This window comes from Flavobacterium sp. 123 (assembly GCF_003634825.1).
Classification (GTDB): Bacteria; Bacteroidota; Bacteroidia; order Flavobacteriales; family Flavobacteriaceae; genus Flavobacterium.
In genome coordinates this window covers 2568551-2581934 of the sequence record NZ_RBXD01000001.1, presented here as the reverse complement: position 1 = coordinate 2581934, position 13384 = coordinate 2568551, and the positions used below count along the sequence as shown (strand labels likewise).

Annotated in this window: 11 protein-coding genes and 1 tRNA gene; 9 read left to right on the top strand and 3 right to left on the bottom strand. The window is 31.4% G+C overall.

All coding sequences use genetic code 11. The features are described 5' to 3' along the window. The 6 genes from C8C88_RS11375 to C8C88_RS11350 all read left to right on the top strand — a co-directional run bounded on the left by C8C88_RS11375 (position 1) and on the right by C8C88_RS11350 (position 6977). Positions 1-2454: a DNA translocase FtsK gene (locus C8C88_RS11375; RefSeq protein WP_121338238.1), complete on the top strand. Its 2454-nt coding sequence runs from the start codon at positions 1-3 to the stop codon at positions 2452-2454. A gap of 79 nt (positions 2455-2533) precedes the next feature. Continuing rightward, on the top strand, positions 2534-3175 hold the full coding sequence (locus tag C8C88_RS11370) for an outer membrane lipoprotein carrier protein LolA (protein ID WP_304466119.1): 642 nt from the start codon (positions 2534-2536) through the stop codon (positions 3173-3175). A gap of 7 nt (positions 3176-3182) precedes the next feature. After that, positions 3183-4616, top strand: a complete 1434-nt coding sequence (locus C8C88_RS11365; RefSeq protein WP_121338236.1) for an LptF/LptG family permease — start codon at positions 3183-3185, stop codon at positions 4614-4616. Positions 4617-4623: 7 nt separating this feature from the next. Further along, positions 4624-5757, top strand: a complete 1134-nt coding sequence (gene ribB / locus C8C88_RS11360) for a 3,4-dihydroxy-2-butanone-4-phosphate synthase (RefSeq protein ID WP_121338235.1) — start codon at positions 4624-4626, stop codon at positions 5755-5757. A 168-nt stretch (positions 5758-5925) separates the two neighbouring features. Further along, positions 5926-6010: transfer RNA gene (locus C8C88_RS11355), tRNA-Ser, on the top strand. A gap of 184 nt (positions 6011-6194) precedes the next feature. Continuing rightward, a complete protein-coding gene (locus tag C8C88_RS11350) occupies positions 6195-6977 on the top strand; it encodes an RMD1 family protein (RefSeq protein WP_121338234.1) in 783 nt (260 codons plus the stop codon). Here the strand turns inward: C8C88_RS11350 and C8C88_RS11345 are convergent. Next, a complete protein-coding gene (locus tag C8C88_RS11345; protein WP_121338233.1) occupies positions 6955-7545 on the bottom strand; it encodes a DNA polymerase ligase N-terminal domain-containing protein in 591 nt (196 codons plus the stop codon). The genes C8C88_RS11350 and C8C88_RS11345 overlap by 23 nt on opposite strands. An 80-nt stretch (positions 7546-7625) precedes the next feature. Next, positions 7626-7976, bottom strand: a complete 351-nt coding sequence (locus C8C88_RS11340; protein ID WP_121338232.1) for a hypothetical protein — start codon at positions 7974-7976, stop codon at positions 7626-7628. Positions 7977-8276: 300 nt separating this feature from the next. Between C8C88_RS11340 and gcvT the strand changes: the two genes are divergently transcribed. From gcvT to C8C88_RS11325, 3 genes are all read left to right on the top strand, one after another. Next, the gene (gcvT, locus tag C8C88_RS11335; protein ID WP_121338231.1) at positions 8277-9359 is read left to right on the top strand and encodes a glycine cleavage system aminomethyltransferase GcvT; all 1083 of its coding nucleotides are present in this window, start codon (positions 8277-8279) and stop codon (positions 9357-9359) included. A gap of 7 nt (positions 9360-9366) precedes the next feature. Further along, the gene (locus C8C88_RS11330) at positions 9367-11397 is read left to right on the top strand and encodes a S41 family peptidase (RefSeq protein ID WP_121338230.1); all 2031 of its coding nucleotides are present in this window, start codon (positions 9367-9369) and stop codon (positions 11395-11397) included. 97 nt (positions 11398-11494) lie between these two features. After that, entirely contained in the window at positions 11495-12208 is a 714-nt protein-coding gene (locus C8C88_RS11325) for a YebC/PmpR family DNA-binding transcriptional regulator (RefSeq protein ID WP_121338229.1), read from the top strand. Between the two features lie 73 nt (positions 12209-12281). On the opposite strand, the gene C8C88_RS11320 is transcribed toward C8C88_RS11325, so the two are convergent. Continuing rightward, positions 12282-13322, bottom strand: coding sequence for a PLP-dependent cysteine synthase family protein (locus tag C8C88_RS11320; protein WP_121338228.1), 1041 nt, complete (start codon positions 13320-13322; stop codon positions 12282-12284). Between the last annotated feature and the right edge of the window lie 62 nt (positions 13323-13384).

The window sequence follows — 13384 nt, the reverse complement described above, 5'->3', positions numbered from 1 at the left end:
ATGGCAAAAACAGCAAAAGCATCATCTTTAGACAAAAAAAATAGTTCTGAGTCTGAAGTATCTCAATTCTGGAAAATATCAAAGCAACAAAAAATTGTTTTTGGTAGTCTTTTGGTATTATTTTCAATCGCTTTATTACTTGCTTTCATATCTTTTTATATCTACGGTCAAGCAGATCAAAGTGCTGTAACTAAATTAACCGACAGGACAGAAACAGTGAGAAACTGGCTAGGGAAATTTGGTGCGTTTTTAGCTGATTTAATCGTTTATAAAGGTTTTGGACTTGCCTCATTTATATTTGTTCGTTTATTTTTTCTGACGGGAATATATATGCTTCTTGGACTTTCTTTGAGAAAATTAAAAAACATTTGGTTTTGGGATTTGTTCGTTATCATTATCGTATCAGTTCTATTTGGTTTTTTTGCCACTTCACTACCAGAGTTAGGAGGAACAATTGGTTATGAACTAAACCTGTTTTTACAAGATTATATTGGTAAAACTGGAACTTTATTAGTACTGATTTTTGGTTTAATTATCTATCTGATTTTTAAAATTAAACTTTCACCCGAAAAAATTCAATCTTTTTTTGAAAACACAAAAAAAGAAATTAAAACGGATATTACTTCAAATCCTTTCAAAACAGTTGACAATAGCTATAATCTAGAAGAATTTGCGGTTCCAGAAGCGGAAGATGAAGAACTTGATACTATCCACATAAAAACAACTGGTTCTCAATTCGAAATTAACAAAGAGGCTTTAAAACCTACAATAAGTAATTCGTCAGACATCAATTTAGATCCTGTTTTAAAATCAATTGCCTTACCAATTACTCCAAAAGCACCTGAAGTAATTCCAACAAATGATGACGCTTTTGTGATTGAAAAAGCTCCAGAAGAAGATATTATTGAAGAAAATTTGGCTTCTCGATTAGTGGCTGATTTTGGATTATTCGATCCAACTTTGGATTTATCCAATTATAAATTCCCTACAATTGATTTATTAAAAGAATATTCAACAGGTGGAATTACTATTAATCAAGAAGAATTAGAGGAAAACAAAAACAAGATTGTTGACACCCTTCGCAATTATAAAATTGAAATTGCTCAAATTAAAGCAACTGTTGGTCCATCAGTAACTTTATATGAAATTGTACCTGAAGCTGGAATCAGAATTTCAAAAATCAAAAGTTTAGAAGATGATATTGCTTTATCACTTTCGGCATTAGGAATCCGTATTATTGCTCCTATTCCTGGAAAAGGAACAATAGGAATTGAAGTTCCTAACAAGAATCCAACAATGGTTTCTATGAAAAGTGTTATTGGCTCTGCTAAATTTCAAGAAGCTGAAATGGAATTACCAATTGCATTGGGTAAAACTATTTCGAATGAAACATTTGTTGTGGATCTAGCTAAAATGCCCCATTTATTGATGGCAGGAGCTACAGGACAAGGAAAATCTGTTGGTTTAAATGCGGTATTAACATCTCTTTTATACAAAAAACATCCTGCTGAAGTAAAATTTGTTTTGGTTGACCCTAAAAAAGTAGAACTAACGCTATTCAATAAAATCGAAAGACATTACTTAGCCAAATTACCAGACTTAGATGATGCCATAATAACTGATAATGCAAAAGTAGTCAATACATTAAATTCGCTTTGTGTAGAAATGGATAATCGATATTCATTGCTTAAAGACGCTATGGTTCGAAATATCAAGGAATATAATGATAAATTCAAGTCTCGAAAATTAAATCCTGAAAATGGACATCGCTTTTTACCCTACATCGTTTTGGTGGTAGATGAGTTTGCTGATTTAATTATGACTGCTGGAAAAGAAGTTGAAGTTCCTATAGCACGTTTAGCGCAATTAGCCAGAGCCATTGGAATTCACTTAATTATAGCAACACAAAGACCTTCTGTAAATGTAATTACAGGTTTAATTAAAGCTAATTTCCCTGCAAGAATTGCCTTTAGAGTAACATCAAAAATTGACTCTCGTACTATTTTGGATGCTCAAGGAGCAGATCAATTAATTGGACGTGGTGATATGCTCTATACAAATGGAAACGATATGGTTCGTGTACAATGTGCCTTTGTTGACACTCCAGAAGTAGAAAAAATTACCGAATTTATAGGATCCCAAAAAGCATACGCAACAGCTTATTTACTTCCAGAGTTCATTGGAGAGGAAAGTGGCATTAATCTTGATATGGATATTTCTGACAGAGACACTTTGTTTAGAGAAGCTGCTGAGATTATTGTGAATGCACAACAAGGATCAGCTTCATTGTTACAAAGAAAACTAAAATTGGGCTACAACAGAGCTGGAAGATTGATTGATCAATTAGAAGCTGCAGGAATTGTAGGTCCTTTTGAAGGAAGTAAAGCTCGTAGTGTGAACATTTCAGACATGGCTTCTCTAGATCAATTCTTTAACAATGAACAAAACAACTAATACCATGAAATCTAAGATTCAAAAATTGATGGTTCCAAATCAGCCCAATCAATCCAAGAACAATAATTCAAGCTCATTCGTGAAAAAATTTCTACTACTAGCTGCTTTAGTACTTTTAAACTTGACTGTTCAAGCACAAGATAAAAAAGCAAAAGAACTTTTAGATCAAGTATCCGCTAAAGTTAAAAGTTACAACTCTATTGTAATTGATTTCAAATACTCTTTGAACAATGCCAAAGAGAACATCAATCAAGATAGCAAAGGAAACGTTACGCTTAAAGGAAATCAATATGTATTGAATTTCATGGGAGTTACTAAGATTTTTGACGGAAAAAAAACATACACTATAGTTCCTGAAGACGAAGAAGTTACCATATCTACAGTTAATGAAAAAGATGATAACGCAGTAACACCATCAAAAATGCTAACTTTTTTTAATTCTGGATACAAATATTCAATGGATATTGTTCAGGATGTTAAAGGTAGAAAAATACAATATGTAAAATTAGTACCATTAAGTTCAAGAGACCAAAGAAAAGAAGTTCTATTAGGTATTGATGTCCAAACCAAACATATCTACAATTTGATTGAAATGGGAAAAAAAGGAACAAAAACTACCTTAACGGTTAATTCTTTTAAAACCAATCAACCTTTGTCAAAAAATCAATTTACCTTTGTCGAAAGTAAATATCCAAATTACTACATCAACAAATTAGATTAATCCGTAGGTGAAAATTCTAGACAAATACATTCTTAAAACATTCCTGATTACATTTACTACTGTATTTGTAATTCTTTTTTTTATATTCATACTTCAAACCGTTTGGTTATTTATAGCTGAATTAGCAGGTAAAGATTTAGATTTACCAATGGTATTTAAATTTTTAATGTTTTCGATGCCTCGAATAATTCCATTAGTACTCCCATTATCTGTACTATTAGCATCGATAATGACTTTTGGTGATTTATCTGAAAATTATGAATTTGCCGCAATGAAATCTGCTGGAATATCATTGCAAAGAGCCATGAGAACCTTAGTGCTTTTTATAGCATTGTTAAGTATAGTCGCTTTCTTTTTTGCAAATAACATCATCCCTTTGGCAGAATATAAATTTGTCAATTTCAGAAAAAATATCGCACAAGCAAAACCAGCATTGGCTATAGCCGAAGGGCAGTTTAGTGATGTGGGATTATATAACATAAAAGTGAATAAAAAATCCGGTGAAAACGGAAACATTTTAACTGGAATTACCATACATATAAAATCAAATAATGGTGATGGAAGTAAAAAAGTTATTAAGGCTAAAAATGGTGAATTAATAAGTAGTAAAGAATCTAGTATTTTGCAATTAGTGCTAAAAGATGGAAACTACTACGAAGATGTTATTCCGAAAAAATATGAAGACCGTGACAAAATGCCTTTTGTAAAAAGTTCTTTTAAGAAAGACATTATTAATATTGATTTATCCGAATTAAACAAAGTTGATATCAGCGATGAAAGTGTTAGCAATACAAATACCATGCTTACTGCTAGCGAATTAAACTACACTTTAGATTCCCTTAACAAAAATCTAAAAACAGATATTATTTCGTTCTCTGAAAATATCAGCCAAAGAGTTGGCATTCCAAAGAGTCCCAAAATTAAACTGAAAAAAGAAACAAAACCTTTTCAAAAAAACATTTTATCTTTATTTGATAATCCTAAAAAATCAGAAATACTAAAAATTGCTAGTAGTAACCTATCTAGCACCATTTTTTCAATTGATGCATCAAAGACAGAATTAACTAATAAACAGAAAAACATCAACAAACATTTATCTGCTTTATACGATAAATTTGTCATTGCTTTTGCCTGCTTTTTAATGTTTTTCATTGGAGCACCATTAGGAGCCATCATCCGCAAAGGAGGACTTGGATTACCAATTGTATTTGCAGTTTTAATTTTTATATCATTTCACTTTATAAATACATTTGGTAAGAGAATTTCACAAGAAGGAGGTTTATCGCCATTTATGGGTGCTTGGATGTCCTCTTTTATTCTAACTCCACTCGCCATATTGTTAACTTATAGAGCTACAAATGATATCGGATTAATCAACATGGATGTTATATTAGCACCCTTTCAAAAAGCATTTAAAAAAATATTTCCATCCCAAAATTAAACCCTAAATGGTTACAAACAAAATACATCTGAACACTATTGAAGAAGCTATCGAAGACATTCGACAAGGAAAAATTATTATTGTTGTTGATGATGAAGATCGTGAAAACGAAGGCGATTTTTTGGCTGCAGCCGAAAAAGTAACCCCAGAAATGATTAATTTCATGGCAACTCATGGCCGCGGATTAATTTGTGCACCATTAACCGAAAGTCGTTGCAAAGAACTAGGATTACATGTAATGGTTAGTAATAATACGGACCCAATGGAAACTGCTTTTACCGTTTCGGTAGATTTACGTGGTAATGGAGTTACAACAGGAATATCAGCAGCAGATAGAGCAAAAACTATTTTGTCATTTGTTGATTCTAAAACAAAACCGCACGATTTAGCTCGACCTGGACATATATTCCCTCTTATCGCAAAGCAAGGAGGCGTATTAAGAAGAACTGGTCATACAGAAGCCGCAATAGATTTTGCTCGATTAGCAGGATTTAAATCAGCAGGTGTGATTGTAGAAATAATGAATGAAGACGGATCAATGGCACGCTTACCACAGTTAGTAAAAGTGGCAAAGAAATTTGATTTGAAATTAGTTTCAATTGAAGCGTTAGTAGCTTACAGAATGCAACACGATAGCTTAATTGTTAAGAAAGAAGATTTTGATATCGAAACTCGTTTTGGAACTTTCAGATTACGTGCTTACCAACAAACAACCAATAAACAAATACATATTGCCTTAACAAAAGGGAATTGGAATTTAGGAGAATCTATTTTGACAAGAATTCACTCTTCTCAAGTTAATAACGATTTATTAGGTACCTTAACTAATAATGCGGAACAACAATTAGATGATATGTTCAAGGTTATCAATGAAGAAGGAAAAGGAGCTATTATTTTCATTAACCAAGATATGCAGTCCGTTAATTTGCTTAATCGTATAACAGAACTTAAAGCATTACAAAGCGAAGGAGAAATGAAAGCTCCCAAAATTGTTATTGACAATAAAGATTTTGGAATTGGTGCTCAAATATTACACGATATTGATATTTCAAAAATCAGATTAGTATCTAATACGGAAGGCACTAAACGTGTTGGAATGATTGGATATGGTTTAGAAATAATGGAATACGTAAAGTATTAAAATAATTTATTTCATTTTTAGCAAAAATAAGTTTATCCTAAAGCAAAGAAAATGAAACATTTAAAAAATAGTCCATTAAATTGATGCTTTTTTTATAAAAATAGATTTGCATAACCAAAAAAGGTTCTTATATTTGCACTCGCAATCAGATAATGAAAGCGACATACTGGAGAAATGGCAGAGCGGTCGAATGCGGCAGTCTTGAAAACTGTTGACTGTAACAGGTCCGGGGGTTCGAATCCCTCTTTCTCCGCATAAATTTGGGAAGATACTGAAATCAGTACTTCCCATTTTTTTTACTTTAATCGCGAACAAAATGAAAGCACTATTCAAATTACTAAAATAGAAAAAGCAAAAATGCTACAGTTTTATTAAATCAGATATAGTTTTATTTTTTCAAAACTAAAATTTCCTAATTTTATATAAAATTATTCAATATGGAAATTCAAATAGAAGCCGTTCAGATTGCTGAGTTTTTCAATATTCGAAAATTTCGAGCTGAGTTTCAAGTTGAAGCTTTTTCAGGTTCAACTTCAGAAATATTTTATGCTTTTACAGAAACAAATAGGTATTTATACGTTTTTGATTATGGCGTAGTTGTTTTTGCAAATTATGATCTAGAAGCAAAAACAGCGTTTATCAACTTTTTAAAAAATTACGCTTCTAATCTAGTTTCTTTAGATTTTTCTGAAGAATATAAAATTGAATCCAATCAAGATACAACTAAAGCAATTGTCAAAAATGCTTCTATTTCAGTGCATACAATCGATGCGCCACTTATGCGAATTGTAATGCTGAATGTAGGTCAATCAGTTGCCTTGGAGCATTATGAAGTACTTACAGACGAACTTATTTCATCCTCTAAACATTACATTTTAGAATTAGAACACCGTGGTAAATTAAGTATTTCCAAAACTAATTTATTAAAATATATAGGTAAAGTACTGAATGTGAAAAATAGTATTATTGATAATTTATACATTCTTGATGACCCGAATATGGTTTGGGACAACGAGGAACTTAATCTTATTAATCGCCAACTCAAAGGAAATTTTGATATCAACACCCGTTTTAAAGACTTAGACTATCGCTTACAAATTGTAGAAGACAACCTTACACTGTTTACTGATGTTCTTAATGTCAGAGAAAGTTCTCGCTTAGAATGGATTGTAATTATATTAATTGGGCTGGAAATTCTTATCGCTTTATTTTTTCATTAACCTGCTGTGCCATTTCTTCTAAAGTCAGATTCGAAATAACTGACTTTGTACTTTTTAAAATATCATCCTCGGTTGCATATTGATCTTTTTGTTTGATTAAAAGCCAGCTTGATTCTTCTTTAGTTTTAAACTTCAATAAGTCAAATTCTCCTTTAAGTTTTTTTCCTTTCAAAATAATACTAAGATGTCCCTTGGCGAAATCAGATTCTAATTGGGATGTTACATCATTTCTATTATTAATCGAAGTATATGTGCCTTGATCCCAAACAATAACGGTTCCAGCACCATAATTTCCTTCAGGGATTGTTCCTTCAAAATCCTTATAATCATACGGATGATCTTCCACCAGAATAGCTAATCTTTTTTTTTCAGGATTCATAGAAGGTCCTTTGGGAATAGCCCAACTTTTCAACACCCCTCCTATTTCTAATCGGAAATCATAATGCAAATGCGAAGCTGCGTGTTTTTGCACAACAAAAATCAATTCGCCTTTAGCTTTTTTTATATTTCCTTGAGGTTCTGCTGTAGCATTAAAATGACGCATTTGATTGTATTTACTTAAATCCATAATTCTTTACAATTAGGTGGAAATTATAATTTAAGAAAAAATGAATAGGTTTTAAATCAAGATTTAAGATTGAAATAATTTTAATTTTTATCTCCAGTATTCTCCTCTAGATTGCTATGATTATCGCCTCCTATACTATAATGATTATTTTCTTCATCTTCATTTCCTGAGTTTTCTAATTCATCATCCAATTCTGATCCAGGAATATCCAAATCTTCACCTGAAACATCTTCGTCAAAATCTTTTTGATTCAATTCTCTGATGTTGTTAATTTCGACTGGAGCTTTCTTTTTGGAAATATCTTCTGGGTCAATTTCCATTTCTTTATGGAATTGACTGTAAATATCTTCATTTGGCGGATATAAAAGTGAATCTGGAATTTTATTTTCATCTTTATTATTCACTTTCTTTTGGGTGTTTTTATTTTTCATACCACATTCATTTATATGACTGATTTAGAACACACTAAGTTACTAATTTTTCAAATGAAAATGAACTTAATCTCTAATAAATATTTCGTTGAAGAGATTTTTACACAAAAAAAAATCAGCCTTCTTCTATATTTAAATACAATAGAAATTTGAAACAAAAGAAGAAATAATCCTGATTTAAAAGGGAGGGCTTAAATTTAAAAAAGCAGTTTTAAATAAAATATATTTCGGTATTTATAAGCATTGTCACTCCATAAAAAAGCAATAAATTAGCCGCATAAATTCACATAAAAATATACAATGAAAAATACTGCACTAACGCACATTCATGAGAGTTTGGGAGCGAAAATGCTTCCTTTTGCCGGATACAATATGCCTATTTTATATGAAGGCGTAAATGCTGAACACGAAATCGTACGTACTGCCGTAGGTGTGTTTGATGTATCACATATGGGAGAATTTTTATTGACTGGGCCAAATGCGTTAGCTCTAATTCAGAAAACAACTTCAAATGATGCTTCAACATTAACCATTGGTAGAGCACAATATTCTTGTCTTCCTAATAATGACGGTGGAATTGTAGATGATTTAATTGTTTATAAAATGGGTGAAGAAGAATATTTGTTAGTAGTAAATGCTTCAAATATTGAAAAAGATTGGGGATGGATTTCAGCGCATAACGATTTAGGAGTTGAAATGAAGAATCTTTCAGATGACTATTCCTTATTAGCCATTCAAGGTCCAAAAGCAGTTGAAGCTATGCAATCATTATCTTCATTAGATTTATCGGCTATTGCTTATTACCATTTTGAAGTAGGTGATTTTGCAGGAATTCAAGACGTAATCATTTCAGCTACAGGATATACAGGTTCTGGAGGATTCGAAATTTACTGTAAAAATTCAGATGTAGAACATATCTGGAATGCTGTCTTTAAAGCTGGAGCTGCTTATAACATCAAACCAATAGGTCTTGCTGCTCGTGATACGTTACGTTTAGAAATGGGATTTTGTTTGTACGGAAATGACATTAATGACACTACTTCTCCTCTAGAAGCTGGCTTAGGTTGGATTACTAAATTTACTAAGGAATTTACCAATTCTGAGAATCTTAAAAAGCAAAAAGAAGCAGGAGTTTCTAAAAAATTAGTTGGTTTTGAAATGCAAGAACGTGCTGTACCAAGACATGATTATGAAATTGTAGACGCCTCAGGAAATGCAATCGGAATTGTAACTTCGGGGACTATGTCACCATCGATGAATAAAGGTATTGGTTTAGGTTACGTAACTACAGAGCATAGTGCGGTAGATAGTGATATCTATATTAGAATTCGTAAAAACGATGTTCCAGCCAAAGTAGTGAAACTTCCTTTTTATAAGAAATAAAAAAACAATGAAGGTATTTTTAGTGTTGCTTTTGTTGACAACTGTATCTCTATTTAGTCAAAATAGCACGAAAACCTGTGAAATACTTTCTAAAATAAATGTGCTTATTCAGCGCGAACACATCAGCCCAAAACCGATAGATGACAGTCTATCGGTTTATATTTTTGATGCCTTTATAGATGAGCTTGATCCTGCTCGAAATCTTTTTCTAAAATCGGATTACGATTTACTTTCTAAAAAATACCGTCTCAATATTGACAATTTAATTCTTGTAAAAGATTGTTCTTTTCTAACTGAAATCAAGTCTGTTCTACAAAAAAGCCTTCTGCGCAATAAACTCATTTTAGAAAAAATAAACAAAGAAGCTATTGATTATCAATATAAAGACACTATTCGGTTATACAAAAAAGCTTTTCCTGTTTACTTATTAGATGATGAAGTAGAAAAAGTTTTGAGCAAAAAATTACGCTATGAAATTCTTAATGAGATAACAGGAATTAGTAAAAATTTAGACTCTTTAAAATCATATTTCAATACTTTAGAATTAAAAACAAAGAGTACCATTATTCAAGATGAGCTTTGTCGAATAAACACCGTTTTGAATGCCAAAAGCAGTTTTGAAGAGAGTCTGTACAATCATTTTTGCAACTATTTTGATCCTCATACGGCTTATTTTAGTAATGATGATAAGTCAACTTTTGTATCCTCATTGTCAAAAGAGCATTTATCGATGGGATTACTGGTAAGTCTAAACGAAAAGAATGAAATAATTGTTGACGAAATTGACCCTAACGGACCCGCTTTTCAAACTGGAAAAATTAAAAAAGGAGATCAAATTATTTCTATTTCCAATAAAAGCGAAACCTTAGTTGTATCCTGCGCTTCTTTAGAATCTATTTCTAATATGATTCTATCCGATACAAATAAAAAAATCATACTTACTCTTAAACGGAATTCTGGTAAAAGTTTCGAAGTTCTGATTGAAAAACAAATTTTAAAAGACGAAGAGAATACGGTTTACAGTTTTATTGTCAAAAAAAATGACAACATTGGCTACATAAAAATCCCAAGTTTTTATGCCGATATAGAAGGAAATACAGGAAAAGGTTGTGCTGAAGATGTTGCAACAGAATTAATGAAATTACAAAAAGACAACATTAAAGGTTTAGTAATCGACTTAACTGACAATGGCGGTGGCTCCATGGAAGAAGCTGTAAAACTAGCCAGCATGTTTGTTGACTATGGCGCTATTTCGGTAGTTGTCGATAAAACCAAAGCACAATCTGTGATTAATGACTTTTATAAAGGAATGATTTTCAAAGGACCGATAGTACTTTTAATCAATAGTAATTCGGCATCAGCAAGTGAATTTTTTGCCACAATTCTTCAAGATCACAAACGTGCAGTACTTATAGGGAGTAGTTCATTAGGAAAGGCAACGATGCAAACCATTCTTCCTTTGGAGGAAAATGACAATCAAAATTTTGTAAAAGTTACTATCAATAAGTTTTACAGAATAAATGGAAAAAGTCATCAAGGTTTAGGTGTAATTCCCGATGTAAAACTACCTGAAATGTATGAAGATATATTCCCAAAAGAAAACAATTATCCAACCGCTTTTAAAAATGACAGTATCAATACCATTCAAAAAGTAAGACCTTTTTGGAAGAATAATATCCTTAAAATGGTAATTAAAAATAGTCAAGATAGAGTTAATTCTGACTCCTATTTTAATGCTATTAAAACACTAAATAAAAAAGTTGATTTGTTATTTAATCAGGAAAAAGCAACGATTCCTATAACTATAGATGCTGTTTTTGAAGAACAAAACAATAGAAATAAAGTATGGGAAGAGATCAACACATTTGACAAGAAAAACCTTAATTTAACTATTTATAATACTACTATAAATAATTACATTTTATCACTTCACCCGCTTGAAGAAACTTTGAATAAATTTAAAATAGAAACTTTGAAATCAAATCATTACCTAAATGAAGCTACAGCTATAATTGAAGATTTTAATACCTTAAAGTAAAACAAAAAAAACAGCTGATTTTTTTGAAAAGAATATAAATTGATTTTGTTAAAATGACTAATAACTGTATTTTTGCAGTTCAAAATAAGAAATAGAAATGGGAAGAGCGTTTGAGTTCAGAAAAGGAAGAAAAATGAAACGTTGGTCAGCAATGGCTAAAGCCTTTACCAGAATTGGTAAAGATATTGTAATGGCAGTAAAAGAAGGTGGACCAAATCCTGATGCCAATTCAAGATTAAGAGCAGTTATACAAAATGCGAAAGCGGCCAACATGCCCAAAGAAAATGTAGAACGTGCTATTAAAAAAGCTACTGATAAAGATACGGCTAATTATAAAGAAGTTTTATTTGAAGGCTATGCACCGCACGGAATTGCATTGTTAATTGAAACTGCTACAGATAATAATAACAGAACTGTTGCTAACATTCGTAGTTATTTCAATAAATGCAACGGAACTATGGGAACACAAGGTTCTGTAGAATTTATGTTTGACCATACTTGTAATTTCAGAATACCAGCTGCAGGAATCGATCCTGAGGAACTAGAATTAGAATTAATTGATTTTGGTGCTGAAGAAGTTTTTGAAGACGAAGATGGAATTTTAATCTATGCTCCTTTTGGAAGTTTTGGAACTATTCAAAAAGAATTAGAAAACAGAAATTTAGAAATCCTTTCTTCAGGTTTTGAAAGAATTCCTCAAATCACAAAAGCACTTACTGAAGCTCAAATCGCTGATGTAGAAAAATTAATAGAAAAAATTGAAGAAGATGATGACGTAATGAACGTATATCATACTATGGAAGAAAACTAAAAAATATTCCTTCTCAAAAATAAAAAAGTCCCGAAAATTCGGGACTTTTTTATTTACTTATGTTAGTGTAATTTTATTTTACAAATTCTATTTTTTGAGCTTCTTCTTCATTGATGCTATCAAAGAAACCTTGTTCATTCATCCAATCATCACTAAATACTTTACTCATATAACGTGAACCATGATCTGGAAAAATTGCAATTACATTACTGTTTGCATCAAATTCTCCTTCTTCTGCATATTGTTTTATAGCTTGAAGAACTGCTCCTGAAGTATATCCTACAAAAAGCCCTTCTTTTTTAGCTAATTCTCTAGTTGAATGAGCACTTTCTTCATCAGTAACTTTCATGAACTTATCAATAATATCAAAGTCGGTTGCTGATGGAATTAAGTTTTTACCTAAACCTTCTATTCGGTATGGATAAATTTCACCATTATCAAACTCTTTAGTTTCATGGTATTTTTTCAATACAGAACCAAAAGCGTCTACTCCTAATATTCTTATGTTTGGATTTTGTTCTTTTAAAAATTTTGCAGTTCCTGAAATTGTTCCTCCAGTTCCACTACATGCAATAAGGTGGGTTAATTTACCATTAGTTTGTTTCCAAATTTCTGGACCTGTAGTTAAATAATGAGCATCAATGTTTAATTGATTGAAATACTGATTAATATAAACCGAACCTTTAGTTTCTTCATGCAATCTTTTAGCAACACTATAATACGAACGTTCGTCATCGGCAGATACATGTGCAGGGCACACATAAACTTTTGCGCCTAAACTACGTAGCATATCGATTTTATCTTTAGAAGATTTTGAACTCACTGCCAAAATACAGCTGTATCCTTTAATGATACTTACCATTGCTAAACTAAATCCAGTATTTCCAGATGTAGTCTCAATTATGGTATCGCCTGGTGTTAAGATCCCTTTCTTTTCAGCTTCTTCGATTATGTATAATGCTATTCTATCTTTTGAAGAATGTCCCGGATTAAAAGCTTCTACCTTTGCGTAGAAATTACCTTCTAACTCTTCGGTGACTTTATTTAGTTTAATAAGTGGTGTGTTACCTATTAATTCTAAAACATTATTATAAGCATTTATTTCTTCTTTCATAAAAAAATAGTTAATCGAGATCGCTTTTAATTTAACCTCAATACGGAGCAAATTTAACAAAA